27 protein-coding genes and 1 tRNA gene are annotated in these 26,217 nt (G+C 65.3%); 17 read left to right on the forward strand and 11 right to left on the reverse strand.

Features of this window, described 5'->3' with window-relative positions; translation table 11 throughout:
* The first annotated feature begins 10 nt into the window (after positions 1 to 10).
* Both nadB and VHO04_RS07825 read left to right on the forward strand, forming a co-directional pair.
* Positions 11 to 1,597 carry an L-aspartate oxidase gene (gene nadB / locus VHO04_RS07820; protein WP_329627796.1) on the forward strand — a complete coding sequence of 529 codons (1,587 nt, stop codon included), beginning with the start codon at positions 11 to 13 and terminating at the stop codon, positions 1,595 to 1,597.
* A gap of 33 nt (positions 1,598 to 1,630) precedes the next feature.
* Positions 1,631 to 2,023 carry a GxxExxY protein gene (locus VHO04_RS07825; protein ID WP_329627797.1) on the forward strand — a complete coding sequence of 131 codons (393 nt, stop codon included), beginning with the start codon at positions 1,631 to 1,633 and terminating at the stop codon, positions 2,021 to 2,023.
* 36 nt (positions 2,024 to 2,059) lie between these two features.
* Here the strand turns inward: VHO04_RS07825 and VHO04_RS07830 are convergent, their stop codons facing one another.
* On the reverse strand, positions 2,060 to 3,280 hold the full coding sequence (locus tag VHO04_RS07830) for a M20 metallopeptidase family protein (protein ID WP_414713093.1): 1,221 nt from the start codon (positions 3,278 to 3,280) through the stop codon (positions 2,060 to 2,062).
* A gap of 87 nt (positions 3,281 to 3,367) precedes the next feature.
* On the opposite strand from VHO04_RS07830, the gene VHO04_RS07835 reads away from it, so the two are divergent.
* A complete protein-coding gene (locus tag VHO04_RS07835; protein ID WP_329627798.1) occupies positions 3,368 to 4,180 on the forward strand; it encodes a hypothetical protein in 813 nt (270 codons plus the stop codon).
* Positions 4,181 to 4,183: 3 nt separating this feature from the next.
* Here VHO04_RS07835 and VHO04_RS07840 read toward each other — a convergent pair whose 3' ends face one another.
* Positions 4,184 to 5,359 (reverse strand): acyl-CoA dehydrogenase family protein, encoded by a 1,176-nt coding sequence (locus tag VHO04_RS07840; RefSeq protein WP_329627799.1) that lies wholly within the window; start codon positions 5,357 to 5,359, stop codon positions 4,184 to 4,186.
* 214 nt (positions 5,360 to 5,573) lie between these two features.
* Between VHO04_RS07840 and VHO04_RS07845 the strand changes: the two genes are divergently transcribed.
* Complete coding sequence (locus tag VHO04_RS07845; protein WP_329627800.1) at positions 5,574 to 6,845, forward strand: dipeptidase; 1,272 nt, start codon at positions 5,574 to 5,576, stop codon at positions 6,843 to 6,845.
* A gap of 101 nt (positions 6,846 to 6,946) precedes the next feature.
* On the opposite strand, the gene VHO04_RS07850 is transcribed toward VHO04_RS07845, so the two are convergent.
* Together VHO04_RS07850 and VHO04_RS07855 are read right to left on the reverse strand one after the other, a co-directional pair.
* Positions 6,947 to 7,366, reverse strand: a complete 420-nt coding sequence (locus tag VHO04_RS07850; RefSeq protein WP_329627801.1) for a DoxX family protein — start codon at positions 7,364 to 7,366, stop codon at positions 6,947 to 6,949.
* Positions 7,363 to 8,667, reverse strand: a complete 1,305-nt coding sequence (locus VHO04_RS07855) for an FAD-dependent oxidoreductase (RefSeq protein ID WP_329627802.1) — start codon at positions 8,665 to 8,667, stop codon at positions 7,363 to 7,365. The genes VHO04_RS07850 and VHO04_RS07855 overlap by 4 nt, the downstream gene beginning before the upstream one ends.
* A 156-nt stretch (positions 8,668 to 8,823) precedes the next feature.
* Here VHO04_RS07855 and VHO04_RS07860 point away from each other — a divergent pair.
* The 12 genes from VHO04_RS07860 (at position 8,824) to VHO04_RS07915 (ending at position 20,437) form a co-directional block, all read left to right on the forward strand.
* Positions 8,824 to 8,897: transfer RNA gene (locus tag VHO04_RS07860), tRNA-Gln, on the forward strand.
* 161 nt (positions 8,898 to 9,058) lie between these two features.
* A complete protein-coding gene (locus VHO04_RS07865; RefSeq protein ID WP_329627803.1) occupies positions 9,059 to 10,249 on the forward strand; it encodes a tyrosine-type recombinase/integrase in 1,191 nt (396 codons plus the stop codon).
* A 557-nt stretch (positions 10,250 to 10,806) separates the two neighbouring features.
* Positions 10,807 to 11,721 (forward strand): MBL fold metallo-hydrolase, encoded by a 915-nt coding sequence (locus VHO04_RS07870; RefSeq protein WP_329627804.1) that lies wholly within the window; start codon positions 10,807 to 10,809, stop codon positions 11,719 to 11,721.
* Between the two features lie 84 nt (positions 11,722 to 11,805).
* Positions 11,806 to 12,555, forward strand: coding sequence for an SDR family NAD(P)-dependent oxidoreductase (locus tag VHO04_RS07875; RefSeq protein ID WP_329627805.1), 750 nt, complete (start codon positions 11,806 to 11,808; stop codon positions 12,553 to 12,555).
* 29 nt (positions 12,556 to 12,584) lie between these two features.
* The gene (locus tag VHO04_RS07880; protein ID WP_329627806.1) at positions 12,585 to 13,010 is read left to right on the forward strand and encodes a hypothetical protein; all 426 of its coding nucleotides are present in this window, start codon (positions 12,585 to 12,587) and stop codon (positions 13,008 to 13,010) included.
* 76 nt (positions 13,011 to 13,086) lie between these two features.
* Positions 13,087 to 13,698, forward strand: coding sequence for a porin family protein (locus VHO04_RS07885; RefSeq protein WP_329627807.1), 612 nt, complete (start codon positions 13,087 to 13,089; stop codon positions 13,696 to 13,698).
* A 103-nt stretch (positions 13,699 to 13,801) separates the two neighbouring features.
* Positions 13,802 to 14,338 (forward strand): Rrf2 family transcriptional regulator, encoded by a 537-nt coding sequence (locus VHO04_RS07890; protein ID WP_329627808.1) that lies wholly within the window; start codon positions 13,802 to 13,804, stop codon positions 14,336 to 14,338.
* Positions 14,335 to 14,988 (forward strand): response regulator transcription factor, encoded by a 654-nt coding sequence (locus VHO04_RS07895; protein WP_414713094.1) that lies wholly within the window; start codon positions 14,335 to 14,337, stop codon positions 14,986 to 14,988. Before VHO04_RS07890 ends, VHO04_RS07895 begins: the two co-directional genes overlap by 4 nt.
* A gap of 108 nt (positions 14,989 to 15,096) precedes the next feature.
* A complete protein-coding gene (locus tag VHO04_RS07900; protein ID WP_329627809.1) occupies positions 15,097 to 15,477 on the forward strand; it encodes a response regulator transcription factor in 381 nt (126 codons plus the stop codon).
* Positions 15,474 to 17,507 (forward strand): ATP-binding protein, encoded by a 2,034-nt coding sequence (locus tag VHO04_RS07905; protein WP_329627810.1) that lies wholly within the window; start codon positions 15,474 to 15,476, stop codon positions 17,505 to 17,507. Before VHO04_RS07900 ends, VHO04_RS07905 begins: the two co-directional genes overlap by 4 nt.
* Positions 17,504 to 19,384, forward strand: coding sequence for a PAS domain-containing sensor histidine kinase (locus tag VHO04_RS07910; RefSeq protein WP_329627811.1), 1,881 nt, complete (start codon positions 17,504 to 17,506; stop codon positions 19,382 to 19,384). Before VHO04_RS07905 ends, VHO04_RS07910 begins: the two co-directional genes overlap by 4 nt.
* Positions 19,385 to 19,606: 222 nt before the next feature.
* On the forward strand, positions 19,607 to 20,437 hold the full coding sequence (locus VHO04_RS07915) for an alpha/beta hydrolase (protein WP_329627812.1): 831 nt from the start codon (positions 19,607 to 19,609) through the stop codon (positions 20,435 to 20,437).
* A 71-nt stretch (positions 20,438 to 20,508) separates the two neighbouring features.
* On the opposite strand, the gene VHO04_RS07920 is transcribed toward VHO04_RS07915, so the two are convergent.
* The 5 genes from VHO04_RS07920 to VHO04_RS07940 all read right to left on the reverse strand — a co-directional run bounded on the left by VHO04_RS07920 (position 20,509) and on the right by VHO04_RS07940 (position 24,598).
* Positions 20,509 to 21,090 carry a TIGR00730 family Rossman fold protein gene (locus VHO04_RS07920; protein ID WP_414713096.1) on the reverse strand — a complete coding sequence of 194 codons (582 nt, stop codon included), beginning with the start codon at positions 21,088 to 21,090 and terminating at the stop codon, positions 20,509 to 20,511.
* A 20-nt stretch (positions 21,091 to 21,110) separates the two neighbouring features.
* Positions 21,111 to 22,091, reverse strand: coding sequence for an SDR family NAD(P)-dependent oxidoreductase (locus tag VHO04_RS07925; RefSeq protein WP_329627814.1), 981 nt, complete (start codon positions 22,089 to 22,091; stop codon positions 21,111 to 21,113).
* 113 nt (positions 22,092 to 22,204) lie between these two features.
* Positions 22,205 to 23,419, reverse strand: coding sequence for an NAD(P)/FAD-dependent oxidoreductase (locus VHO04_RS07930; RefSeq protein WP_329627815.1), 1,215 nt, complete (start codon positions 23,417 to 23,419; stop codon positions 22,205 to 22,207).
* 136 nt (positions 23,420 to 23,555) lie between these two features.
* Positions 23,556 to 23,852, reverse strand: a complete 297-nt coding sequence (locus VHO04_RS07935) for a hypothetical protein (RefSeq protein ID WP_329627816.1) — start codon at positions 23,850 to 23,852, stop codon at positions 23,556 to 23,558.
* 449 nt (positions 23,853 to 24,301) lie between these two features.
* The gene (locus VHO04_RS07940; protein WP_329627817.1) at positions 24,302 to 24,598 is read right to left on the reverse strand and encodes a DUF2285 domain-containing protein; all 297 of its coding nucleotides are present in this window, start codon (positions 24,596 to 24,598) and stop codon (positions 24,302 to 24,304) included.
* Between the two features lie 88 nt (positions 24,599 to 24,686).
* Between VHO04_RS07940 and VHO04_RS07945 the strand changes: the two genes are divergently transcribed.
* Positions 24,687 to 24,929 (forward strand): helix-turn-helix transcriptional regulator, encoded by a 243-nt coding sequence (locus VHO04_RS07945; protein WP_329627818.1) that lies wholly within the window; start codon positions 24,687 to 24,689, stop codon positions 24,927 to 24,929.
* Positions 24,930 to 25,020: 91 nt separating this feature from the next.
* Here the strand turns inward: VHO04_RS07945 and VHO04_RS07950 are convergent, their stop codons facing one another.
* Together VHO04_RS07950 and VHO04_RS07955 are read right to left on the reverse strand one after the other, a co-directional pair.
* Entirely contained in the window at positions 25,021 to 25,827 is an 807-nt protein-coding gene (locus VHO04_RS07950; protein WP_329627819.1) for a LuxR family transcriptional regulator, read from the reverse strand.
* Positions 25,776 to 26,201 (reverse strand): DUF2147 domain-containing protein, encoded by a 426-nt coding sequence (locus tag VHO04_RS07955; RefSeq protein ID WP_329627820.1) that lies wholly within the window; start codon positions 26,199 to 26,201, stop codon positions 25,776 to 25,778. Before VHO04_RS07955 ends, VHO04_RS07950 begins: the two co-directional genes overlap by 52 nt.
* Positions 26,202 to 26,217: the final 16 nt, after the last annotated feature.

The raw sequence follows: 26,217 nt of genomic DNA on the forward strand, positions 1-26,217 counted from the left end.
GTTTGATCTGATGGCAGCAGAAGTTTCCCACGACGTCATCATCGTCGGTTCCGGCGCCGCGGGGCTGACCGCCGCCATCGCGCTCGCCGATCATTGCCGCGTGCTCGTGCTCGCGAAGGGCGAACTGACCGGCGGGTCGACCGCGTGGGCGCAGGGCGGGATCGCGGCGGTGCTCGACGCGGGCGACACGTTCGAGAATCATATCGAGGACACGATGGTCGCGGGCGCGGGGCTCAACCGGCGCGAGACCGTCGAGTTCGTGGTCGAGAATGCCCCGCACGCGATCGAGCGGCTGATCGAGATGGGGGTCGCCTTCAACAAGGAGGAAGGCGCGCTCCACCTGACGCGCGAAGGCGGGCATTCGCACCGCCGCATCGTCCATGTCGACGATGCGACCGGCTGGGCGGTGCAGGCGGCGCTGCTGCGGACCGCAGAGGCGCATCCGAACATCACCTTGCTGCCGGGGCAGGCGTGCATCGACCTAATCACCGGGCGGCACGAGGAACGCTATTCGGGCTCGGGGCGCGTCTGGGGCGTCTATGCGCTCGATGAAAAGAGCGGCGAGGTTCACGCGCATGTCGGGCGCGCGACGATTCTCGCGAGCGGCGGGGCGGGGCGCGTCTATCAATTCTCGACCGCCCCCAGGGGCGCGACCGGCGACGGCATTGCGATGGCGTGGCGCGCGGGCTGCCGCGTCTCCAACATGGAGATGATGCAGTTCCACCCGACCTGCCTCTACAATCTGGAGGTCAAGAATTTCCTGATCACCGAGGCGGTGCGCGGCGAGGGCGGCATCTTGAAGCATCCGGTTACCGGGCATCGCTACATGCCCGACTACGACCCGCGCGCGGAGCTCGCGCCGCGCGATATCGTCGCGCGCGCCAACGACGATCAGATCAAGCGCTTCGGGCTCGATTACGTCCACCTCGACATCAGCGACAAGGACCCCGATTTCGTCGCCGGGCATTTCCCAAACATCTATGAAAAGCTGCTGACGCTCGGCATCGACATGACGAAGCAGCCGATCCCGGTGGTGCCCGCGCAGCATTATACCTGCGGCGGCGTGCTGATCGACCTCGACGGGCGCACCGACCTTCCGGGGCTCTATGCGGCGGGCGAAGTGACCGAGAGCGGGCTGCACGGCGCGAACCGCCTCGCGTCGAACAGCCTGCTCGAATGCTTCGTCTTTGGCGAGGCGGCGGCGAAGCATATCGCCCGCCACTGGGACGAACTGGGCGCCCCGCCCGCGATCCGGCCGTGGGACGAAAGCCGCGTCACCGATTCGGACGAAGAGGTCGTCATCAAGCAGAACTGGACCGAAATCCGCCGCTTCATGTGGAACTATGTCGGCATCGTGCGCACGACCAAGCGGCTCGAACGCGCGCAGCACCGCATCAACATGCTGTCGGGCGAAGTCGGCGAATATTACGGCCATTTCCGCGTCACGACCGACCTGATCGAGCTGCGCAACCTGCTCCAGTGCGCCGAACTGATCGTGCGGAGCGCGCTTCATCGCAAGGAAAGCCGGGGGCTGCACTATACGCTCGACTATCCCGACCTCGCGGCGGAAGCGGTCGATACGGTGCTGGTGCCGTAATAATCTCACACAAAGACACAAAGAGGGCTGCTCATGCGATCGAATGTCGAGGAGATAGCCCGCATCGTGGTCGACTGCGGATATCGCCTTCATCAAAATCTGGGGCCGGGGTTGCTGGAATCGGCCTATGAAGCGATTCTGGCAGATCAGCTGGCGCGCCGCGGCATCCATGTCGAACGACAGAAGCCCATTCCCATTCGATACGACGGCCTCGAACTGGCCGAAGGTTTTCGGGCCGATCTGATGCTCGAAGGCAGGCTGCTGATCGAATTGAAATCGGTGGAGCGGCTATCGCCGCTCCACAGCAAACAGGTTCTGACCTATTTGCGCCTGCTCGACCTGCCGCTCGGCTTATTGATCAATTTTGGCGGAGCCACGTTCAAGGAAGGGGTTCGTCGGATCGCAAATGGGGACCTTACGCGATAAAGCCGTCCTCTTTGTGTCTTTGTGTGAGATTTTCTTTTAACCGAATCCCTCGTTCAAGAACCGTTCCGCCAGCGCTGCGTGCAGGGCGGCGCCGCGGGCCATGGCGCTTTCGTCGAGGACCATGCGATTGCTGTGCAGGCCGCAGCATTGGCGCCAGTCGCTGCCTTGCTCGCTGGCGCCGAGCCAGAACATCGCGCCGGGGACTTTTTCGAGGACGTAGGAGAAATCCTCGGCGCCCATCACGGGGTTGTCCATGGTCAGCCATGCCTCCTCGCCGAACGTCTCCTCGACCACCGACTGGCCGAAGGCGACGGCGCGGCTGTCGCAGATGGTGACGGGGAAGCCTTCCTCGATATGCACCTCGGCGGTGCAGCCATGCGCTTCGGCGATCGCGGGGGCGAGGCGCTTCAGTTCCGCTGCGACCATCGCGCGGCGGTGCGGCGACAGGGTGCGGATCGTGCCGAGCATCTCGGCGGTTTCGGGGATGATGTTGTTCGTCGTGCCCGCCGCGATCTTTGCGATCGTGATCACCGCGGGGTCGAAGACCGAGATGCGCCGCGTGACCATCGTCTGGATCGCCGAGACGATCTCGCAGGCGACGGGAATCGGGTCGATGCCGTCTTGCGGCATCGAGGCGTGGCCGCCCGCGCCCTTGACTATGATCGACAGCACGTCGGACGAGGCGAGCAGCGGCCCGGCGCGCCCCGCGAAGACGCCGTGCGGCGCATTGGGCATGATGTGGAGCGCGAAGGCGGCGTCGGGGAGCGGGTCGATCAGCCCGTCGTCGAGCATGAAGCGCGCGCCGTGATGCCCCTCCTCGCCCGGCTGGAACATGAACATCACCGTGCCCGCGAGCCGCTCGCGCGCCGCGCAGAGCAGCTTCGCGGCGCCGACGAGCATCGCGACATGGGTGTCATGCCCGCAGGCATGCATCGCGCCGCTGGTTTCGGAGGTGAAGTCGAGCCCCGTATCCTCGACCAGCGGCAACGCGTCCATGTCGCCGCGCAGCAGCACGGTGCGCCCGTTCGCGGGCCCGCGCAGGATCGCGATCAGCCCCGTGGTCGACGACCCTTCGCGAAATTCGAGCGGCAGCCCGGCGAGCGCCTCCTTGATCTTTGCGAGCGTCCTGGGATTCTGGAGGCCCAGTTCGGGTTCGCGGTGAATCGCGCGGCGAAGATCGATCATCGCATCGAGTTCGCCGGCTGCCGCATCGGCCCAGCCGCCCTGACCATCCCCCACCGTGTCGAATATTTCCATCGTCTGTTTCCTGATTACCTGCCGCGCGTCACGTCGCACCGAACATCGCCCATGCCATCCCCTTTTGGCAAGCGGGAGGATCAAAGGATGCTGTTTGTGCCAAAACACCGACGGTTGGTCGCCTGTTGCTTTCGCAAGATCAATGGATTGACTATCGCTTTCGGCATGTACCAGACCTTGCAATCATCATCCCCGGACCGCGGCTCCGGACGCTTTATGCTTTGGGTAGGCCTCTTCGGAAGCTTCACCTATCTCGTGCTTTCGGCGTGGGCGCAGACCGTGTTCGGCGAGCGCTATTTATGGATGAGCGATGTTCGCCTGGTGTCGATCGCGGGGGGCACGCTGCTGTACGCGCAAGTGCTGCGGGCGGCGATGCGGTCGCGGGCCGAGGCCGGTGGTCCGGCGATGCTGGCGCTCTATGTCGCCGGGGCCTCGCTGATCATGCTGGTGCTACGTTATGTTACCAATCGGGCCTTGTCCGATACGCCATTGCCAATCGGCGAACATATCGTGTGGGTGCTCGTCTGGGGGGGCTATTTCGGGCTCTGGGTCAGCGCGTTTTTGCAGATGGAATGGCGAAAGACCTGTGCAGTGCCCGTCATATGGACCCCTGTCGCAGCAGCCGGGGAGGCCGCAAGCGCCGAAACACCGGCGCATCCGCATCGGCTGGACGACAGCGAAGCCGAGGCCTGGTCATGGATCATCGACGCGCTGGCCGACGAGATGTCGCGCCACCCGCCGGAAGCGCGGGCGGAGTTGCTGAGCCATCTGCAGCGCCGCGCCGGCTATGAACTTGCCGACGAGCTGGATGGTGCGGCTGCTGCGCATAATCGGCGCGTGGCGCTTGTGGAACGCCTGGCACGGACAGGCGGCGAACGGAGTTTGCGTTCCTCGCGCTGAGGTTCAGCGTCCGCCCCCGAACAATTGCCGGCCCGCGAGGTCGAGCATGATTTCCTCGCTGCCGCCGCCGATCGCGTTGACGCGGACCTCGCGGTAGATGCGCTCGACCTTGCTGCCGGTGATATAGGAGGCGCCGCCGAGGATTTGCGCCGCCTCGCGTGCGACGGCTTCCAGCATCCGCGTTGCCTGCACTTTCAGCATCGCAAAGTCGGCGGGACGGGCCTTGTTCTCGCGGACCTGCCAGGCGGCGAGGTCGACCCACGCCTGCGTCGCCTCGATCTGGCGCTCCATGTCGGCGAGCTTGATCCGGATCGACTGGTGGCCGACGAGCGGCTTGCCGAAGGTTTCGCGGCTCTGCGCCCATTCGGCGGCTTCGGCGAGCGCGACGCGGGCGTAGGCGCAGCAGCCCATCGCCATGCCGAGCCGCTCGCTGTTGAAATTGCGCATGATGCCGATGAAGCCGCCGTTTTCGGAGCCGATCAGATTTGATGCGGGGACGCGGACGTCGCCGAAGTGAATCGCGGCGGTGTCGCTGCAGCGCCAGCCCATCTTGTCAAGCCGGGTCCGCTCGACCCCCGGCGAATTCATGTCGATCAGGAGGAGCGAGATGCCCGCGGCCCCGGGCCCGCCGGTGCGTACCGCGCAGGTCAGCCAGTCGGCGCGCATCCCCGACGTGATGAACATCTTGCCGCCGTTGACGACATAATCGTCGCCGTCCCTGACCGCGGTGGTCTTGAGGTTGGCGACGTCGCTGCCGCCGCCCGCCTCGGTGATGCCGAGCGCGATGATCTTTTCGCCCGCGAGCACCGGCGGCGCGACGCGCTGTTTGAGTTCCTCGGAGCCGAGCGCGAGGATCGGGGGCAGGCCGATGCCGTGGGTCATCAGCGAGGCGCCGAGGCCGCCGGCGCCGACCGCGGCGAGTTCCTCGGTCAGGACGAGGCTGTGGAAATTGTCGAAGCCTTCCGAATGCCCGCCATATTGTTCGGGGTAGCGCAGGCCGAGAATGCCGGCCTCGGCGGCTTTCCTGTGCAACTCGCGCGGCAGTTCGCCCTCGGCCTCCCAGCGGTCGATGTGCGGCGCGATCTCGCGCGCGACGAAGCGGCGGACGCTTTGCGCGAGCGCCTCGTGGGTTTCGTCATAATAGGGCGAACGGGCGCGCCAGTCGTCGAAAGCTGTCATGCGGGGATGCTGCGCCGGGTTGACGCTAACGTCAAGTTGGACCGCGCCGAAGGCGCCTTTAAAATATTCTCACACAAAGACACAAAGAGGGCGGCGCGCGTCTGCACCGCACTCTTTGTGTCTTTGTGTGAGTATCATAAGCGCGACCTTGCGGTCGCGTGCAGACGACAAATTTCGGCTCGATTTCTGCGCCTTGTTCCTTAAGGTCGCACCCATGATAAAATCGATCCTGCTCGCTGGCCTCGCCGCTTTCGCTCTTGTTTCCGTTCCTGCGCTGGCGCAGCAATCGCCCGAGGCGGTCGCCGAAGCCGCGCTCAAAAAGGCGCCGGTGTTCGACGGGCATAACGACGTGCCCGAACAATTGCGCGAGCGCTTGCGCGACATGATCAACAATTTCGATTTCCGCGACACGACCGGCACCGCCCGGCCCGACGCCGATCCGCCGGTGATTGCGATGCACACCGATCTTCAGCGGCTGCGCAAGGGCCATGTCGGGGCGCAATTCTGGTCGGTCTATGTGCCCGCCAACCCCGACGAGCCGCAGGCGATCCAGCAGACGCTCGAGCAGATCGACGTGACCAAGCGGCTGGTGGCACGCTATCCGAACGACATGATGCTCGCGACGAACAGCGCCGAGCTGGAAAAGGCGATGAAGGCGGGGAAGATCGCCGGGATGATCGGCATGGAAGGCGGGCATTCGATCGGCGGATCGCTGGCGGTGCTGCGCCAGATGTACGACCTCGGCGCGCGCTACATGACGCTGACCCATTCGCGGAACATCGCCTGGGCCGACAGCGCGACCGACGCGCCTGCCCACGACGGGCTCACCGATTTCGGGGTACAGGTGGTGCGCGAGATGAACCGCATCGGGATGATCGTCGATTTGAGCCACACGAGCGAGGCGACGATGAAGGACGCGATCGCCGCGTCGAAGGCGCCGGTGATGTTCAGCCATTCGGGCGTCCGCGCGATCAACCCGCACCCGCGCAACGTCCCCGACAGCGTGCTGCCGCTCGTCAAGGCGAACGGCGGCGTCATCATGGTCGTGCTGCTGCCGAGCTTCCTCGACGCCGATGTCCGCGCGCAGGGGCTTGCGCGCACCGCCGAGCAGGCGCGGCTGAAGGCGATGTATCCGGGCGATCCCGCCGGGGCCGCGGCCGGGCTCAAGGCGTGGGACGCGGGTCATCCGGCGCCGACGACCGATGTCGCGAAGGTCGCGGACCATATCGACCATATCCGGAAGACGATCGGGGTCGACCATATCGGGCTTGGCGGCGATTATGACGGGATGGATTCGGCGCCCGTGGGGATGGAGGACGTATCGGGCTATCCCGCGCTGTTCGTCGAACTGGCGCGGCGCGGTTACAGCCAGGCGGACCTCGAAAAGATCGCCAGCGGCAACATGCTGCGCGTGCTCAAGGCGGTCGAGGCCTATGCCGCGAGCCAGAAGGGCCAGCCGCCGATCGAGACGCCGGTGGCGGAATAAGGTCGCGTCAGCAGGTTCGTCATTGCGAGCGGAGCGAAGCAATCCAGAGCAGACGTAAACCGCCCTGGATTGCTTCGCTCCGCTCGCAATGACGATGATACCTAAGTTTTTTCTTTCGTTCGGAACGGCCAATCCACCGCGCCGCTCGCCCATAGCGCCCACCAGATGATCAGCGGCTGCGCGGCGAGGCGCGGGGCGTGATATCCCCAGCCGAGCGTCGTGCCGCCGATCGCGACATGCGCGAAGGCGTGGTGGAAATTCGCGGGCCAGACGCAGAGCGCATAGAGCGCGAGGCCCCAGCCCGCCGCCTTGCGCGTCCGCGGGATCGCCAGCCCCAGCGCGCCCGCCAGTTCGGCGATCCCGGTCGCGGCGACGACGAGTGCGGGCTGCGGCACCCACGGCGGGGTGATCGCGACGAACGGCGCGGGGGTGGTCAGATGGCGATAGCCCGCATAGGCGTAAGCAAGCGTGAGCAGCCAGCGCAGCGCGCTGCGCCAAAAGCCGGCGGCGCGCGGCGTCACCGCCCGATCGCGGCGAGCATCGCCTCGACGCTGGTGAATTTCTCGCGCGGGTTGCCGTCGATCGCGGCGGCGACCTCGGCCGCCTCGATCCGGCGCCAGTCGCGGAAGGTGACCGGCGCGACGCCGCGGCTCGCGAGCAGCGCGTCGAGCCCCGCACGTCCCGCCTTGCCGGCGCCGCGGCCGATATCCTCCAGCACCAGCTCGGCGATCCGCGCGCCGTCGGGCTTGTTGGTGCCGATCGTCCCCGACGGCCCGCGCCGCGCCCAGCCGACCGCGTAGAGGCCGGGCAGGATGCGCCCCTCGTCGCTCGCGAAGCGGCCGCGGCCATGCTCATAGGGGACGCCGGGGATCGGCGGGGTCTGATAGCCGATGCAGCTCACGACCAGCCCCGCCTCGATCGCATAGGTTTCGCCGGTGCCGTGGCTGCGGAGGTCCGCGTCGAGCTCGGTCTTTTCGACGATGACGCGCTGGACGCGGCCGTCCCCGCTTGCGGCACCCTCGATCGCGACCGGCATGGCGAAGAAGTCGAAGTCGATCGTCACCGGCTTGGCGACCGGATTGGCGGCGAAGCTGCGCAGATGCGTCACCGACTTGCGCATCCCCGGCTCGAGCATCGCGTCGTCGCCTTCGGGCGGCAGGTCGGCGGGGTCGACGCGCGGGGCGGCGCGTTCGAGATGGCCGAGCTCGCCGAGTTCCTTGGGGGTCATCGCGATCTGGTGCGGGCCGCGGCGGCCGAGAATGTGGATCTCGCGCACCGCGCTCGCCGACAGCGCGTCGCGCGCGTGGGCGACGATGTCGCTGCCCGCGAATTCGGCCGGGGTCTTGGCGAGGATGCGCGCGACGTCGAGCGCGACATTGCCGTTGCCGATCACCACCACGCCCGGCGCGTCGAGCGGCGGGTCGAGCGCCGCAAAATCGGGATGGCCGTTGTACCAGCCGACGAAGGCGGCGCTGCCGATCACCCCCGGCCGGTCGGCGCCGGGGATGTCGAGCGGCCGGTCGTGTGGCGCGCCGGTTGCAAGCACGACCGCGTCGTACAGCTCGGTGAGTTCGTCGATGCCGACGTCGCCGCCGACCGAGACATGGCCGACGAAGCGGACATTGTCGGTGAGCGCGACCCCCTCGTAACGGCGCGACACCGCCTTGATCGACTGATGGTCGGGGGCGACCCCGGTGCGGATCAGCCCATAGGGAACGGGCAGCCGGTCGATGACGTCGATCGCGATATCCTCGGCCTTTTGCAAGGCTTCGGCGGTATAATAGCCCGCCGGACCCGACCCGACGATCGCGACATGACGCATCAGTCCACCTCCATGATCGGGCGCCTGCGCCGGGACGCGGCCCCTTTTCCTTGAGGATGATGCTAGCGGCGAAATGCGCCAGAGCAAGCGGGCTGTTGCATGGGGGCGCAGCGGCCTTGACAGGCGCGCCGCGCAATCATATTGCGCCCGCCTCATTGCCCCGTCGTCTAATGGTAAGACTACGGATTCTGATTCCGTCTATCGAGGTTCGAATCCTCGCGGGGCATCCAAGACCATGTTCGGGGGCGTCCGCCGTCGTCCAAAAAATCCCTGAAATAACTGATAAATAAGGCCCTTCTTGTCCGAGGGCGTTTGTTGCCATCCGCCTCTATCCGTGCTATTGTGTGGGTAATAAAGTGGTGAATATACATTCTCGAACTGGAGTAAGGGAATGGGCAGACTCACGCAGGCGCACATCAAGTCCGCGCTCTCAAAGCCGGGGCGTCACCATGACGGCAACGGATTGTTCCTTTCCGTGCGCGATTCGGGGCAAGCGAGTTGGATCGCCCGTGTTCAGCAGAATGGAAAGCGCCGCGATATTGGACTTGGCAGCTTGCGCGCGGTGTCGCTGGCGGAGGCAAGGGGCAAGGCCCAGATGGTCAAGGCCGCGATGGTGGCGGGGCACGATCCGATCCTCGCGATCAATGCGCCAACGGAACTGACTCGCACGTTCCGCGAAGCCGCAATGGCCTTCCTCGAAATGCGGGCGGATAACGCCAAACTCGCCGACGTCAGCCAGCGTCAGCAACTCGCACACCTGCGGACCTACGCCTTTCCCACGCTGGGCCGGTTGCAGGTGCAGAGCATCGACGCCGACAGGATCGCGAACTGCTTGAAACCCATCTGGCTGGGCAAGCCGGTGACGGCGAAAAAGGTCCGCACCCTGATAATCCGCATCCTGCGTTTCGCTCGCCCCGATGGCGCCTTGTTCGCTGGGACGCTGGCCCCCGCTGTCAGCGACCGTCTGCCCAAGCAGCCGGAGCGCGGCAATTTTCAGGCGATGCCTTATCGCGACGTGCCTGCGTTCTGGACCCGGCTGGGCGAAAAGGGCGGCATGGGAGCGCTGGCCTTGCGCTTGGTAATCCTTACCGCCGTTCGCAGCGGCGAAGCGCGGGGCGCGACATGGGCCGAAATGGATTTGGAAGCCGCTGAATGGCGCATCCCCGCCGCAAGGATGAAGGCGCGCAAGGGCCATCGCGTTCCGCTGTCGCCCGCCGCCGTTGCGCTCCTGAGGGATGTGGCGCCGTTCAAAGGCAAGAACAGCGATCTTGTATTCCCTTCGCGAAATGGCGGTCCGTTATCGGACATGACGCTGACCAAGGCGATACGCGATATGGGCGCGCCCTTTACCGTGCATGGCTTTCGCTCCGCGTTCCGCGATTGGGCCGCCGATGAAACCGACTTTCCGCGCGAGGTGCCGGAGGCTGCGCTGGCCCATGCCGTGCCCAACGAGGTGGAAGCCGCATACCGTCGCACCGATTTTTTCGACAAGCGCCGCGCGTTGATGAACGCTTGGGCTGGTTTCGTCATTGGTGACAGGGGGAGCAAGATCGTGCGGTTGGCGCGGCCAGGGCCAAAATGAACGGCTGAATCGGCCGCTCGAAGGGATGGCGGGGCTTGTATCGAATCCACGCCCCTTATCGAAACCGGCACTGCCAGATATGCTGGAAAACCGCCGATTTTCGGCGCACCGGCACCGCCTCCAGCAGCGCGGCACTCCTTAAAATCTCATAAAAAGGATGTGCAGACAATGGCTTACGGCAACAGGGGTGCCGTAGCTTTATCTTGCCATCCCGACGAAGCCCCCTGAATCCCCGATTTCGCTAGAAATTCTCCATTCCCTGATGAATCGCCTAAACAGAACAGCCGCTGCCATCAGGTCAAACTGGCCGATCCCGGTCAGGCTGCTTCAGAAAGATTTTAGGACAGAGCCGCCGTACAGCAAATACCGAGCACTTCCGATTTCCAGCGGCTCCAAACCTCATGGCAGACCTGTAGCAGGTCAGACCTCCCGATCCCGGCAGCAAGACCTATCCGATGGTATATTCCGACCGATCCTTCGATCCAATCGACCGGAAGCGGTCCTCCCCATAGCCTCCAGGGTGTCGTGATTGAGACGGCGCTTTGGAGGATCGAGACATGAAACCGGACATTATTGCAACGCCCGAGGCATCGGGCTTCGAGGAACTGGTCCCGTCGCGCTATGCGCTGCGGGTCGGCGAGATCGACGTTCTCGTGGTCAGCGACGGCGTGCTACCGCTGCCGACAGAAACGATGGCCACCAACGTGGACCCTGCGGTTCGCGCCGAATGGTTCAAGGATATGTTCGTCGGACCCGACATGTTTGACTGGGCGCTGAACGTTCTCGTGCTACGCAGCGGCGACAAGACCATTCTCGTCGATGCGGGGCTTGGCGGGCAATTCCCCGGCTTCCCGCGCGCCGGTCAGTTCCCCAAACGGCTGGAGGCGGCCGGGATCGACCTTGCGTCGGTCACCGACATCGTCATCACCCATATGCATATGGACCATGTCGGCGGGCTGCTGGTCGAGGATGTGAAGAAGCGCCTGCGCCCCGATGTGCGAATCCATGTCACGGCGACCGAAGTCGCCTTCTGGCGCACCCCCGATTTCGAGCAGACCGCGATGCCGAACCCGGTACCGGAGGTCCTGCGAAAAACCGCCGTGCAGTTCATCGAGGCGTACAGCCCCAACATCCGGACCTTCGACGACGAGCGCGAGGTGGCGCCGGGCGTCGTCGCCAAACTCACCGGCGGCCATACGCCGGGACATTGCGTCGTCCATGTGGCATCGGGCGGCGAACGGCTGACCTTCGCGGGCGATGCGCTGTTCCCCGTCGGCTTCGACCATCCCGACTGGCACAACGGCTTCGAGCACGACCCCGAGGAATCGGTCCGCGTCCGCGTCCGCCTGTTGCAGGACGCCGCGGCGAGCGGCGAATATCTGGTGGCGACGCACCTGCCCTTCCCCTCGGTCGGCCGCGTCGCCGTCGATGGCGATGCCTTTCGCTGGGTGGCGTCCTTCTGGGACTTCTGATCGCTCGCCCCAGAGAGGCGCGCGCATTCGCGCAAAGTCCGCGAATGCGCGCGCCTCTGCCCCCACCCGCAACAGAGGTGAGACATGACGAGTTTGAATGGAAAGGTCGCCGTGATTACCGGCGGCAACAGCGGCATCGGGTTCGCGAGCGCGAAACTCTTTGCCGAGCAGGGCGCGCAGGTGGTGATCACCGGCCGGCGGCAGGATGCCCTTAACGATGCCGTCGAGGCGATCGGCCCCGCCGCTATGGCGATCCGGGGCGATGTCGCGGACCCCGCGCATCACCGCGAGGTCGCGGACCTCGTCCGCGAGCGTTTCGGCGGCGCCGACATCTATATGGCGAACGCCGGCGTCAACACGATCACGCCTTCGGGAGCCGTCTCCGAAGCCGAATATGACGCCCAGTTCGGTATCAACGCACGCGGCGCCTTCTTCGGGGTGCAGGCCATCGGTCCGGCGCTGCGCGACGGCGGTTCGATCATTCTTGTCGGTTCGCTCGCGAGCGACAAGGTTCTGGAGGGCCATGCGGTCTACGCCGGCACCAAGGCGGCGATCGGCGCCTTCGCGCGGAGTTGGGCGATCGAGTTCAGGGATCGTCGCATCCGGGTCAATATGCTGAGCCCCGGGCCGACCGAGACCGAAATCCTCGGCAAGCTCGGCGTGGCGCCCGAAGAACGCGGCGCCTTCGCCGAGATGATGGCGGGCGCGATTCCGCTCGGGCGGCTGGGCCGGCCCGAGGAACTCGCGCACGCCGCCCTCTTCCTCGCCTCGAGCGCGGGCAGCTTTGTCACCGGCATCAATCTGCGCGTCGACGGGGGCATGGCCCTGCTCTGATCGTCCGATCGCACCCAAAGGAATTTGCAATGACTAAACCCCCGATCGATCCCGCGATCAGCAGGCTGATCCACGATGTCGTCCATGTCGGCAGTGCCTACGACATCGACGGCATGGAGAAGCTATACACGCCCGACCAGATCTTCCTCATTCTGGGCAGCGACGGACATGTGACGCGGGTGCGGCGCGACGATTCCATCGCTGAATTCCGCTCGCGCCGCGACGGCGGCGAGGAGCCGCTATCGACCGAACATCGCGTGCTGCACGTCGAGCAGCAGGGCGATCACGCGACGGCGATCCTCTATCGCCGCATGAGCCGCGAGGCGCCGCCGGCGATGTACGAGCTTCGCCTGCGCAAGGATTCCGGCACCTGGATGGTCGCCGGCGAAACGGTGACGCCCTGGCCGGGCGGCATCGATGGCAACTTTCTGCCTCCACGGCGGAAAGCGGCCTGACCGAGGGCGCGCGCGGCCTCCCCCTCCCCCGTCCGCGCGCGCCCATTTTTCTCAAAGAACAAAAAGGAATAAGCCTGTGAAATATCTCGCTCTCCCTCTCTCCATCGGCGCGGCCCTAGCCGCCGGATTCTCGACGCCCGCTGCCGCGCAAACGTTTGACGGCCCCTATGTCGGCGCACAGGCTGGCTGGAGCCAGAACGAGCTCGGTTCCATCGAGACCGACCTTGGCACCGCCGTGATCGACGACAAGCGCGATGCGGCAACCGCCAGTATCTTCTTCGGCTATAACATCCAGCCGACCGCCGGCGTGGTGCTGTCTGCCGAAGGCGCGGTGAATTTTGGGTTCGACGACGGACTGGCGCGGTCGCAAAAGGATGCGTCCGCCGGGATCAATCCCGAATATGGCTTCGATCTCGGCGTTCGCGCGGGGTATCTCGTCACCGACAAGACGCTCGTCTATGCGCGCGGCGGCTATGAGAATATCCGCACCGCGGTGCGCATCCTCGACCTTGAAGGTCCGCGCCGCGGCAAGGACAATCTCGACGGCTGGTCGGTCGGCGGCGGCGTCGAGCGCGCGGTCACCGACCATGTCTCGGCGCGTGTCGAATATCGCTACAGCGATCTCGGCGGCAGCGGCACCAAATGGGACCGGCATCAGGTCCTCGCGGGAATCGCCTGGCATTTCTGACGCCGGGCCTTCCCCGCGTTCCATGGGAAAGGGACGCAACGCATTGACAGGGCGGGAAAGGATTTTCTTGCCCTGTCAAACACGGATAAATATACTCCGCGTTATGGCACACCTGACCGCAAGCGTGGAATATGGGCTGCATTGCCTGCTGGGCCTGATCGACGCGGGTGAGGCGCCGCGCAGCGCGCGCGACCTTGCGGAATTCCAGGGGGTCTCGCCAAGCTTTGCCGCCAAGATCTTCGCGAAGTTGGAGAAGGCCGGAATCGTCGTGGCGGCCGAAGGCGTGCGCGGCGGCTACCGGCTCGCACGGCCGGCCGAGGCGATCAGCGTGCTCGAACTGGTCGATGCGATCGAAGGCCGCAAACCGCTGTTCGAGTGCCAGGAAGTTCGCTCGCGCTGCCCGCTTTTCGACGGAGGCGCGCCCGAATGGGCGTCGCGCGGCGTCTGCTCGATCCACGCCGTCATGCTCAAGGCAGAAAAGGCGATGCGCGATGCGCTGGCGAGCGAGACACTCGCGGATATCGGCGGACGACTCGATCACAAGGCGCCACCGGATTTCGGAGAAGAGAGCAGAATCTGGTTTGACCGGCGGATCGCGGCGCGGCAGGCGCGGCCGGCGCAAGCGAAGGACATGCGATGATGATCAGTCCCGCCGCCGAGGAGGAATCTCCGCTCGTGTTCATCGTCGATGACGACGAGGAGGTTCGCACCGCGATCAGCGAGCTGATGCTGTCGGTCGGGATCGAGGCCGAATGCTGCGCCTCGACCCGCGACCTGATGGACTCGCCGTTGCTCGATCGCGCGGGTTGCCTGGTCCTCGACGTGCGCATGCCGGGATCGAGCGGGCTCGACCTTCAGCAGCATCTTGTCTCGGCCGGCATTGCGAAGCCGATCGTCTTCCTGACCGGGCATGGGGATATTCCGATGTCGGTCCAGGCGATGAAGGCGGGGGCGGTCGATTTTCTGACCAAGCCCGTGCGCGACCAGACGTTGCTCGACGCGGTCACGGCAGGCATCGAACGCGATATCGCCGACCGGGCGAACGCGCGGGTCGTCCGGCAACATGCCGAGCGCTATGCGACGCTGACGCCGCGCGAAAGCCAGGTCATGCGCGAGGTCGCGATGGGCCGGCTGAACAAGCAGATCGCCTATGACCTGGGTATCACCGAGATCACCGTGAAGCTGCATCGCAGCAATGTGATGCGCAAGATGCAGGCCGCATCGGTCGGCGAACTGATCCGCGCCTGGGAAAAACTGCCCGCGGAGGTGCGCGAATCCGCCGCGGCCTAAGTGTCGGGACCTAGCCCTTGGTATGGTTACAATGGCTTACAAGCTGCGCGACATTGGCGGCATCGGCCCCGGAGGCCGCGTGAAAGAGGAAGTCGCCCTTTGCCCCCTGTGCCGACCGTCGCGATCGTGGATGATGACGAGGCTGTTCGCGAAGCCCTGGGCGACCTGCTGATGGTCTCGGGGCTCGCCTGCCAATGCTTCGAGGGTGCCGCAGATTTTCTGGCGGCGCGCCGATCCCGCCGTTTCGATTGTCTCGTGACCGATATCCGTATGCCGGGAATGACCGGCATCGAGCTGATCGCGTGCCTCTGCAACGAGCGCAGCCGCTTGCCGGTGGTGGTCCTGTCCTCGGTGCTCGACGAGGCCACGCGCGCGCAGGCTCTCGCGCTCGGCGCCAGCGCCTGGCTTGCAAAGCCCGTCACCGATGAGCATCTGCTCGGCGCGCTGGCGGCGGCGATGGGGAGTGCGGGTCCGGACGCGGCACGATGAGCGCGGCCTTGCTCGATTCCGATGCACGGCATGAAGGCGGAATCGCCGAGCTCGCTTCGGAAAGCATCGTCATCCTCGATCCACAGGGGGTCGTGGGATATTGGAATCCGGCGGCCGAGCGGCTGTTCGGATGGCCCGCGCTGGCGGTTCGAGGCGCCGATGTCACCCATCTCTCTCCCGCGCCCGACGACGAGGCGCGCGCCTGGTCGCAACTGCTGCAGGAAGGGGCGTGGGAGGGCCGTATCCAGCGGCTCACGCGCGACGGCGACGTGCGGATCGCGGAAACACGGCGGCACCTGCGCTACGACGCGGCCGGGGCGGTGCGCGATGTCGTCGAATATGCCCGCGCGGCCCATGACGCACGCGACGCGAATCTATCGGATGGCCCGGTCCCCGACCACTTGATGGCCGCGAGCTGGGAAATCGACGTCACGCCCGCCACCGATATCCTCGGCCGTATCGCAGAGCAGGCGCAGGACATGCGGGAAGACGAACGCGACGATCTTTACCGCCGTCTCGTCGAAGCCGCGCGGATCGTCGATGTCAACGAGCGAACCGCGCGGCTGGTCGGCGGCAACCGCGGCCGCGCGCTGATGGCGGGCCAGTCGGTTGCGGTCTTTTGGCCGGTGGCAAGCCGGACCATCCTTGCCGATCTCATCGTCGAGGCGTTCGGCGATGGCGAAGGAAAGCGTTTCCATCGCCGCCTTGCCTCCGACGGCATCCTGCGCGATCCCCTCGTCACCGCGTGGCGCGCGGGCGCCGAACGGCCGGGGCGCCTGTTCGTCACCGTGAACGGCGCGGCCGACGATGACCGCTCCTATCTGTTCCTGCGCGCGAGCGAGGCGCGCTATCGCAAGCTCGTCCATTATATGCCGATCGCGCTCTGGCAGGTCGATGCCAGCCACATGGGGAAAATATATGCCGAGCTGCGTTCGCGTGGCGTCACCGACTTCGGGCGATATCTCGACGATCATCCCGAACTCGTCGAGCTTGCCGCGACCAGCGTTCCCGTCACCGACGTCAATCGCAGCGCGATCGAACTCGTCGGCGGAAAGGACGTGCAGGACCTGATCCGTCCGGTCGGCTATCTGTTCGGCGAAAGCCCGGCCTCGCTGCGCCGCGTGATGATCGGCCGGTTCAGTGGACGCAAGAATTACAACGAGCTCATGAAGATCCGCACGCTCGACGGACGCCTGCTCGACGTGCGCTTCTCGGTCACCTATCCCGAACCGCTGATCGAACTCGACACCACCATCTTCAGCCTCGAGGATGTGACCGAGCGGCTGCAGATGGAGACGCAGCTACGGCAGATCCAGGCCGATTTCAGCCATGCGGCGCGCATCTCGACGCTCGGCGAACTCACGAGTTCGATCGCGCACGAGGTCAACCAGCCGCTCGCCGCGATCATGACCAACGCCGAGACCAGCCTGCGCTGGCTTGCGCGCGCCGAGCCCGATATCGGCAAGGTCCGGCAGCTCACGGCGCGCATCGCGGCCAGCGCGCGGCGCGCCGACGATATCGTCCGGCGCATCCGCGGCATGGCGGTCAAGCAGGCGCCCGAGTCCGTGCCGATCGCGCTCAACGAGGTCGTTCAGGAAAGCCTTTTGTTCGTCCACCACGAGATCGAGACGCGCGCCATCCGCGTCACGACCGCCTATGCCCGCGGGCTTCCCCCGGTCGTGGGCGATCGCATCCAGCTTCAACAGGTGATCGTCAATCTGCTGATCAATGCGGTCCAGGCGGTCGAAGGGCTGGACGAGACCGCGCGCGAAATCCTGGTCGCGACCGGGACCGACGCAGCGGGCAGCGTGACCTTCACGCTGCGCGACAGCGGACCAGGGATCGCGCCCGAGCATCTCGACCGCATCTTCGACGGCTTCTTCACGACGAAGGCGCAGGGCATGGGCATCGGGCTCGCCATCTGCCAATCGATCGTGGCCGCCCATGGCGGCGCGGTATCCGCCTCCAATCGAACCGGCGGGGGCGCCGAGTTCCGCGTCGCGCTGCCGCGCCCCCGCGCTTCGGCATGATCGATCCGATCGGCCTTTTCGCCGGCCTCGGTATCGGCGTTGCGATCGGCGTGCTTATCCAACGGCGGCGCATCAACGCCGCCGGCTCAGTGCACGCCGTTCACCCCGACGACCGCGAAGCCATCGCGCAGGCCGAAGCGCGCGCATTCTGTAGCGGCGTGCCGCAGGTCGTCAGCTATCGCCGGCGCGAGCCGGGGGGCGGATGGCGGCGGCGCGAATATCGCGCCGAGCCCGCCTACCCCTCCAGCGTCTCCGTCGCGCCGCTGGTGCACCGGCCGGACGACATCTGGACGCTGGCCGCGTCGCTGGGGGAAACCGGAAATGCCGTGCGAGCGGCGAGGATCATCGAGGATGTTTACGGCTCTGCCTTCGCCTTCGACGCCGAGGGACAGTTCACCTATGCCACTCCGATGGCACAGACATCGCTCGCGATGACGCTCGATGATTTCAATGCGCCGCTCAACGGCAAATCCTTCCTCGATGGCGGCGACCTTGGCTGGAAGAACGGGGTGCATCCCGAGGATTATGAGGGAGCCGCCGCCGAACTGCGGCGCTGCATGTGCGCCGGCGAACCCTTCAACTACGAGTATCGCGTCCTGCGCGCGAGCGGCGACTATGTCTGGCATCGCTTCGCGATCCGCCCGGCGTGGGCCGAGGACGGCCGCGTCATCGGCTGGTACGGCACCGGCTTCGACATCGACGTCTTCCGCAAGACCGACGACGCCCTGCGCGAGAGCGAACGCTCGCTGCGCGAACTGGTCGAGACTGCGCCGGCGCTCATCTGGTGCATGGACCCGGCGGGCGAGCCGATCTATTTCAGCCGCCGCCTGCGGGAATTTTTCGGCTTCGACGTCGCCGGGAAGGACACCCCCGGCGTATCGCGGCTGCGAAGCATCCTCGACGCGGTGATTCACCCCGACGACCTCGACCGCGTGAACGAACGCTTCGCGCACTCGCTCAGGACCGGAAGCGCCTATGCTCTGACCCATCGGCAGCGCCGTTTCGACGGGGCCTATCGCTGGGTCGAAACCCGTATCGCCGCGATGCGGGGCGAAGACGGCGCGATCGTGCAATGGAACGGCGTGTGCCTCGATATCGAGGATCAGGTCCGCGCGCAGGACGAATTGCGGCAGGCACAGGACAAGCTGGCGAGAGCCAGCGAGGCGGCGAGCCTCGCCGAACTCTCGGCATCGATCGCGCACGAGGTCAACCAGCCGCTCGCGGCCATCATGACCAACGCCCAGGCCTGCCGGCGCTGGCTCGCCGCGGACCCGCCGAATGTGGAGCGCGCCCGGACGATCGTCGAGCGGGTGGAGCGAAACGCCCAGTCCGCCGCCGATATCGTCAGCCATATCCGCGCCCTCTTCAGCCGAACCACCGGCCCGCGAACGCCGTCGGCGCTCGGCCCGCTGGTGGAGGAGGTTCGCGAGCTTCTCGCCGAGGAACTCGCGCGCGGCCGGATACCGCTCGACATCCGGCTCGCGCGGGACCTGCCGCCGGTCCCGATCGACCCGGTCCAGATCCAGCAGGTTCTCGTGAACATCGTTCGCAATGCGATCGAAGCGATGGCCGATGTGCCGGCCTATCGGCGAAGGCTGCGCCTCGAAGCCGCCCTTGCACAGGATGCGGTGCGCATCGACATCAGCGACACCGGCCCCGGGCTGGCCGAACCCGGGCGCGCTTTCGAGGCCTTCTTCACCACGAAGGCGCAGGGCATGGGCATGGGGCTCGCAATCTGCCGCTCGATCGTCGAAGCGCACGGCGGTCGCCTTCAGGCCGAAAACGGCGCCCCGGTGGGCGCACGCTTCATCTTCACCCTGCCCTTGGTCGGCGGCCACCCCCAACCTTCGCATAGCGCGGACGCATCCCCCGTATAATCGCGAATCCGCAGGGTTTCCTTATCGCAGGCAGGGCCGGCTACGCAGACACGCAGCCGGCCCGATGCGAAGGATCACAACATGTCCCTGTTTCACGATTTCATGGTCGATCGCCGGGCCTTCGTCGCCACCGGCGGCGCTGCGGCCTTGGCGAGTAGCCTCGGTTGGCCGACAGTGAGCCTTGGCGCAACTCCACCCACCGCAAACCAAGGAGCCGATTCGATGAATTTCATCACCGCCGCCGACGGCGCACAGATTTTCTACAAGGACTGGGGACCGCGCGACGCGCGGCCGCTCGTCTTCCATCACGGCTGGCCGCTGACCGCCGACGAATGGGACAACCAGCTGCTCTTCTTCCTCGCGCAGGGCTACCGCGTCATCGCCCACGACCGGCGCGGGCATGGGCGATCGACCCAGACCGACAACGGCAACGAGATGGACACCTATGCCGCCGACGTCGCGGCGCTGGTCGCCGCGCTCGATCTGAAAGGCGCGGTGCATATCGGCCATTCGACCGGCGGCGGCGAGGCCGCGCATTATGCCGCGCGCGCCAGGCCCGATACGATCGCCAAGCTGATCCTCGTTGGAGCGGTGCCCCCGGTGATGGTCCGGAAGGCGAGCAACCCCGGCGGGCTTCCGATCGAGGTGTTCGACGGGTTTCGCAAGGCGCTCGCCGAGGACCGCTCGCAATTCTACCTCGATGTCGCCTCGGGTCCCTTCTACGGCTTCAACCGCGACGGAGCGAAGGTCAGCCAGGGCCTGATCCAGAACTGGTGGCGCCAGGGCATGGTCGGCAGCGCCAAGGCGCATTACGACTGCATCAAGCCCTTCTCCGAAACCGACTTCACTGAAGACCTGAAGAAGATCATGGTGCCGACGCTCGTCATGCACGGAACCGACGACCAGGTCGTGCCCTTCGCGGATTCCGCGCCGCTGTCGGCCAAGCTGCTCGCGAAGGGCGTGCTGAAGGCTTATGACGGCTATCCGCACGGCATGGCGGCGACCCATGGGGACGTGATCAACACGGATATGCTGACCTTTATCCGAAGCTGACAGGAAAAGGCCGGGACGAACGGTCGCGTTCGTCTCGGCCACAGCCGATGCCGCATCGGTGGATGAGCCGATCAATGTTCAGCCCGCTTGATCCACTTTGCATCGATGGGTGCGCGATAGCGCTGCATGGCGCGGAGGATCGCCGCCGGATACTCCTCCACAAGCAGCATGTCGCGATGAACGGGCTTCAGAAAGCCTTGTCCTGCCACATGGTCGAGAAAAGCCAGCATCCCGTCATAAAAGCCGAGGACATTCAGCAAGGCACAAGGCTTGGTGTGACTTCCAAGCTGCGCCCAGGTCCAGACCTCGAATATTTCCTCAAGCGTGCCGATCCCTCCCGGCAGCGCAATGAAGCCGTCGGAGAGATTTGCCATGAGCGCCTTGCGCTCGTGCATCGAATTCACGATGCGCAGACCGGTCAGGCCGAGGTGCGCAACCTCCTTGTCGACCAGCGCCTGCGGAATGACCCCCGTGACCTGGCCGCCCGCCTCCAGCACGGCATCGGCGACTGCGCCCATCAACCCGACCGACGCACCGCCATAGACAAGATCGATGCCGCTTCGCGCGAGCTGTTCGCCAAGTGTCCGCGCGGCCCTGTCATAGGCCGGCGCCACGCCCGCGCTCGATCCGGAAAACACGCAGATCCGCTCTATTGCCGATGCCCGGGACGTCATCAGCAATATCCGGGTTGGCGAATGCCGAGGAGGCGCGCGCTTTCCAGCCACAGCGCTTCCGCCGCTTCGGGGTCGATCGCGAACGGACGCACGCCGGGTCCGCCCAGCTCGCCGTTCGCCTCGACAGGCGCGATATCGCAATCCTCGCAATAGATCCCGCCGATGCCGTCGAGCGCGGACGAGACGGCGCACCAGATCGACGTCGCGGCGCCTTGCTGTGCATTCTTGAGATCGCGGCCTGGATCGACGACAGCCGAACCGTCTGCGTTCAGCGCCCCGAACTGCGCGATCTCTTCGCGGGTCAGATGTTTCGCGAGCGGGCCGAGAATCGAGCCCGGATGGACCGAATAGGCCCGCACGCCATGGTCGGCCCCGCGCGCGTCGAGTGCTACGGCGAAAAGCGCGTTCGCCGTCTTCGCCTGGCCATAGGCCAGCCATTTGTCGTAGCGCCGGCGCCTGAAATCGAGATCGGAGAGGTCAAGCCCGCCAAGCTGATGCGCACGCGATGACAGGACAATCACGCGCGCGTCCTTGGCGCGAAGAAGCGCCGGCCAAAGACGTGTGGTCAGGCCGAAATGCCCGAGATGATTGGTCGCGAACTGCCCTTCATGCCCGCCCGCATTGCGAAACAGCGGGGTCGCCATCACCCCGGCGCTGAGGATCAGCAGATCGAGCGATCGTCCACTGTCCAGAAAGCCGGTCGCGAAATTGTCGATCGAGGACGGATCGAGCAAATCCATCGCCACCACTTTGACATTCGGAATGCCGGACAGCGCCCGTCGCGCTGCGCTTGCATCGCGGGCCGGCACGACGATCGAAGCTCCCTTCGATGCGAGTATCCGGACCGTTTCACGACCCAGGTTCGATGCGCCGCCCGTTACGATGGCGGTCTTTCCCGAGAGATCGACGCCGTTCGCGGCCTCTTCGGCGGTAGTGAACGGCCCAAAGGCGGTGCCGAACGGCTTCTGAAAACCGGTCATATCGATATCCTTTTCGATCAAAGGGCGGCGGGCCGCTTGATGGCCCGCCGCGAAACTTTCCGTCGATGAGTGTGGCGCCGCCGGTCTTTTCCGCAGGACCGGCCGAGACGCCTTCAAAAGTCGACCGTGCGCGCCTCGAACGCATTCCGGAAAGCCGCTTCCCGCTCCGCCGCAGGCGGATAAATCCACACGCTGTTGACCTCCATCTTGACCTCCTTCGCTTCAACACCGGTCAGTTCGACAGCCCGAGGCGACCATCCGCGCGTGAAGATCGCGGCATCGGGACCGAGGTCGAGACACACGACATAGGACGGCTGGTCATAGGCAAGCGTCGCTTCGCCCAACAGATCGGCGGCGGCATTGTGTCCGGCGAATGCACCCAGCCGGCGCGCATGCTGGCATGACATCAGCGAGAAATTGCCCTTGTCGTCGGTCGCCGCCCTGGCGGTATCGCCGGTGGCGAAGACATGCGGCGCGCCGGGAACGCGCAGGTTGGGATCGACGAGGATCCGACCGAGATTGTCGTGCTCGCCGGGCAGTTGAGCGGTCAAGGGGGACGCACGCATGCCCGCCGACCAGATCACGGTATCGGTTTCGATCCGTTCGCCATTGTCGAGCGTGACGCCGCCCTCGTCGAGCCCCGCGACGCCCGAACCAACGATCGTTTCGATTCCCAGTTCTCGCAGCCGTGCCTCGATATAAGGGCGCGGCTCGTCACCCATGTCGCGACCGACGCACGGTCCATGCTCCACGATGATCACCCGCACCGGCGCGTCCTGCCCCAGAATCTCGCGCAGCCGGCCCGGCATCTCGGTCGCAACTTCGATCCCCGTGAAACCGCCGCCGCCGACCACGACCGTGTTGCGCGCCGGGGAGTCAGGCCTTTCGGCAAGACCGCGAAGATGTTCGTCGAGCGCAACCGCGCCGTCGCGGTCGGTCACGCTGTGGCCGAATTCCGAAAGACCGGGGATCGGCGGCTGAAAGCCCTGGCTTCCCGCCGCGACGATCAGGCGATCATAAGAGAGGATATCGCTACGCCCATCGGTGCCTTTGATGCCGATCCTTCCGTTGTCGGCGTCGATCGTGTCGACCCAGCCCGCGCGGAAATCGATAGCGGTCGCCGCGAACAACTCATCTAACGGCGCAACCATCGATGCCGGATTCCGTTCGTAAAGCCGCGGCCGGACAATCAGCGCAGGCTCGGGCGCGACAACGGTGATTTTCAGGTCTGCGGGCGAAGCGCCTTTCTCGTCGCGCAGGCGCGCGGCCGAAAGAGCGGCCAGCAGCCCGGCAAAGCCGGCCCCGATAATGACGATTTCCTTAGCCATGCGATGTCTCCTCGGTGGATAGGGCCTCCGCACGACCGTTTGCCGGGCGTGGAGGATATGCCCGATCATCGCGAACGGCGCGGCGATCGCCTATCGTGCGAGGGGCTAGCCGCGGTACACCGATGGCAAGGCCGATCTATTCCTTGGAACAGGACAGGCCGGCGGGACTGCGCTTCCACTGAAATGGGCGCGCCTTCCGTGCCAAGTGCCAGAATCGGCACGACAGCGTAAACAGGCTGGCAGTGACAAGGTCGCGTTCGACCGGCGACAGGCGCATCGAAAGGGCCACGAGCGTGGCCATAGTTTCAAATGCCAGAAACGGCACCTTTACGAGCAGCCCGCATCTCCGCAATTCCTTCCTTTCGCTGACCTCGCCCGGCGCCAGCTCGAAAGCCGCAAAAATGGCGATGGCAACAACAAGGAAGCGCGGCATGGCCTCAGGCGAGTTGAATGCCCAGCACCCGAGTGCAAATGCCAGAGGAAAGAGCCCCTTATCTTCCCTCGATAATCCGAACGCATATCTCCAGCCATGTATTTGGCTTGGGTTTGCATCTCTTTGACGTTCGGCTCGCATGAAATTTGTCCCGGTGATCCGGTGACAAAATGCGTGCCAGAAGGATTCTCAGCCATTCTACCAGAAGCATAGCGCCGCAATCCAAAGGTATGGAGCCGGTATCGCCGGCCAATGCATGCTATGGTCCGGCCGGGTAGGCCTGAGCGACGTCCACTTTCTGGCACACGGTCGGCACTCACCGATTAGGATAGGTGTACGGCTACGAGTGGACTGACGGGAGGTTCATATCCGCTTTCAGATGCTGTTCAATGGCGCCTCAAGGTCTCATGTCGGGCGCTAACCCGACGAAGATCGCCGCACCTTTTCGCTCAACGACCGCTACGTCCCCTATCGCTCGCAAGGAACACCGGCAGCCCTTCGCCAATGATCCAGCACGCCCGTGCGACGTGGGCGTCCCAACAACGGCGAGCGGCGGACTCGTCCTTGTCAGGGTCGCATCCCAGAATGATAATGCTCGCTTCGCGCCAATCGCGACCGTCGATGATGTCCCTTCCCTCGGCAACATCGAGAACGCGCGCATAGGTCAGAATATTGGCCCGATCATAGGGTATGATGGCATCCGGAAAGTCCAGGTTTTCCGGGCGTGGTGGCGGTGTCACGGTCATATCCATCGCTCCCGGCCATTCTTCTAATCCCAATATGGGATAATCCCAAAACCGACGCAAGGAAAGACCTCCTCTTGTCGGTTTTTTCATGGCTCGGTCGCTTCGCACTCCCAAACATCGCCAGCTCCAATCCGGTCTTGCCGATGCGCGTAAGGCGGCAGGACTGACGCAGGTGCAATTGGCCGAGAGATTGGGCCGCCCGCAATCCTTCGTCGCCAAATATGAAGTCGGCGAGCGGCGCATCGATGTCGTCGAGTTCTGCGAGATCGCCGATGCGCTGAAGCTGGATGCCAGCGCCCTGCTCTCGTCTATTTTTATGGATCGACGCTAAGCCATTTCTTCAACGCCGACGGCCTGCCGCCGCACGCCCCTCCAAAGGCTGGGGCGGCGGCAGGCCGTTGCTCGTTCATGAACGGAAATGTCTAGGTCGCCAGGTGGCGATATTGACGCGGGGAGATTTCGTGGAGGCCGATTTCTCCGTCAAGGATGGCGGCGATGACTAACTGGGTGCGGTTGTGGACCTCGTAACGGCCGCAGGCGGCTTCGATGTAGGATTTGATCGTCGCGGGGGTCAGGCCGAGGATCGTCGCGATGTCGGTGTTGCTCTTGCCCTGGGCGGCGAGGATCGCGCATTCACGTTGGCGCTGTTGGAGACCAACGGCGCGGATCGGGCGCGGGCGGCGGCCGATGATGCGGCGGGCTTTCTGGAAGGCGAAGCTGCCCACGATCTGGGCGGCGGCGATGTGATGCTGCGGCAGGTCGGGTGTGCGCGGGCTACAGAAATTGCAGGAACCGCTGCGCTCGCCAAGAACGGAGGCGGGGACGGTGATGCCGTTGGTGACGTCGTGCCGCGCGCCGCGTTCGAGGAACGCGTGGTGGCGCGGGGCCAGTTCGATCAGGTCGGCCAGTTCGCACCATGCGAAACAGGCGTTGGCGGCGATGCAGGCGTGAACGACCGGATCGTCGCGATGATAGAGGCCGCCGAAATAGGCCGCGGCATAGTCGGCGGGGTAATTATTCATGTTGATGAGGCCGGGCGATGCGGCGCGGTGATCGTCGTGATGGATCATCGCATAGTGGCGGAAACCCAGTTCGCGTGCCGCGGCTTCGAGCAGCCGTTCGACATGGGCGAGGTCGGCCGCCCGCTGGATTTCGGTCAGGAACGCCGTGCCGAAATTTAGCGCGCCCGCGTCCAGACCTTGGTTCGGCAGAAGATGGCCACCTTGCATCCTTTCACCTCCAGCTTGCCGTCGGGGCGAAGCGTCATGGTGCCAGTCGCCGCGCCTTCGCCGGTTTCGGGATCGTAGAGCGGGCCGCCCTTCCATTCGCGCGGGCCGCCCGAAAAGCCCCGCAACACGACCAGCCCTTTCAGCCGCCGGTCGCGCAGCTTGCGGTCTGGGTTCTTCACGTCGCGCTGGTCGGGGTTGGCCCGCAGGGGAGCGGCGTCGTCCACCTTGCCGCAGATGGCCGTGCCGCAGCGATATAGCTCGACCCGTCCCCCCTGGCTGCCGGTCGACCACAGACCAGTGATGGCGCCGTTCCCCTGCGATGCGGCGGCCGCTCCCCCTCCCGAAGCGGCCGCGATCGCTATCGCTGTAAGCATGATCTTCCTCATGCCG

The organism is Sphingopyxis sp. (assembly GCF_036261875.1).
Taxonomy (GTDB): Bacteria; Pseudomonadota; Alphaproteobacteria; order Sphingomonadales; family Sphingomonadaceae; genus Sphingopyxis.

Bases quoted from the DNA above. Each gene is read 5' to 3' on its own strand.
- VHO04_RS07845 (WP_329627800.1), top strand. From the start codon at position 5,574: ATGATAAAATCGATCCTGCTCGCTGGCCTCGCCGCTTTCGCTCTTGTT.
- VHO04_RS07870 (WP_329627804.1), top strand. From the start codon at position 10,807: ATGAAACCGGACATTATTGCAACGCCCGAGGCATCGGGCTTCGAGGAA.
- VHO04_RS07880 (WP_329627806.1), top strand. From the start codon at position 12,585: ATGACTAAACCCCCGATCGATCCCGCGATCAGCAGGCTGATCCACGAT.
- VHO04_RS07875 (WP_329627805.1), top strand. From the start codon at position 11,806: ATGACGAGTTTGAATGGAAAGGTCGCCGTGATTACCGGCGGCAACAGC.
- VHO04_RS07915 (WP_329627812.1), top strand. From the start codon at position 19,607: ATGAATTTCATCACCGCCGCCGACGGCGCACAGATTTTCTACAAGGAC.
- VHO04_RS07940 (WP_329627817.1), bottom strand. From the start codon at position 24,598: ATGACCGTGACACCGCCACCACGCCCGGAAAACCTGGACTTTCCGGAT.
- VHO04_RS07950 (WP_329627819.1), bottom strand. From the start codon at position 25,827: ATGCAAGGTGGCCATCTTCTGCCGAACCAAGGTCTGGACGCGGGCGCG.
- VHO04_RS07835 (WP_329627798.1), top strand. From the start codon at position 3,368: ATGCTGTTTGTGCCAAAACACCGACGGTTGGTCGCCTGTTGCTTTCGC.
- VHO04_RS07830 (WP_414713093.1), bottom strand. From the start codon at position 3,280: ATGGAAATATTCGACACGGTGGGGGATGGTCAGGGCGGCTGGGCCGAT.
- VHO04_RS07930 (WP_329627815.1), bottom strand. From the start codon at position 23,419: ATGGCTAAGGAAATCGTCATTATCGGGGCCGGCTTTGCCGGGCTGCTG.
- nadB (WP_329627796.1), top strand. From the start codon at position 11: ATGGCAGCAGAAGTTTCCCACGACGTCATCATCGTCGGTTCCGGCGCC.
- VHO04_RS07945 (WP_329627818.1), top strand. From the start codon at position 24,687: ATGGCTCGGTCGCTTCGCACTCCCAAACATCGCCAGCTCCAATCCGGT.
- VHO04_RS07840 (WP_329627799.1), bottom strand. From the start codon at position 5,359: ATGACAGCTTTCGACGACTGGCGCGCCCGTTCGCCCTATTATGACGAA.
- VHO04_RS07955 (WP_329627820.1), bottom strand. From the start codon at position 26,201: ATGCTTACAGCGATAGCGATCGCGGCCGCTTCGGGAGGGGGAGCGGCC.
- VHO04_RS07890 (WP_329627808.1), top strand. From the start codon at position 13,802: ATGGCACACCTGACCGCAAGCGTGGAATATGGGCTGCATTGCCTGCTG.
- VHO04_RS07825 (WP_329627797.1), top strand. From the start codon at position 1,631: ATGCGATCGAATGTCGAGGAGATAGCCCGCATCGTGGTCGACTGCGGA.
- VHO04_RS07905 (WP_329627810.1), top strand. From the start codon at position 15,474: ATGAGCGCGGCCTTGCTCGATTCCGATGCACGGCATGAAGGCGGAATC.
- VHO04_RS07865 (WP_329627803.1), top strand. From the start codon at position 9,059: ATGGGCAGACTCACGCAGGCGCACATCAAGTCCGCGCTCTCAAAGCCG.
- VHO04_RS07910 (WP_329627811.1), top strand. From the start codon at position 17,504: ATGATCGATCCGATCGGCCTTTTCGCCGGCCTCGGTATCGGCGTTGCG.
- VHO04_RS07895 (WP_414713094.1), top strand. From the start codon at position 14,335: ATGATGATCAGTCCCGCCGCCGAGGAGGAATCTCCGCTCGTGTTCATC.
- VHO04_RS07855 (WP_329627802.1), bottom strand. From the start codon at position 8,667: ATGCGTCATGTCGCGATCGTCGGGTCGGGTCCGGCGGGCTATTATACC.
- VHO04_RS07935 (WP_329627816.1), bottom strand. From the start codon at position 23,852: ATGCCGCGCTTCCTTGTTGTTGCCATCGCCATTTTTGCGGCTTTCGAG.
- VHO04_RS07925 (WP_329627814.1), bottom strand. From the start codon at position 22,091: ATGACCGGTTTTCAGAAGCCGTTCGGCACCGCCTTTGGGCCGTTCACT.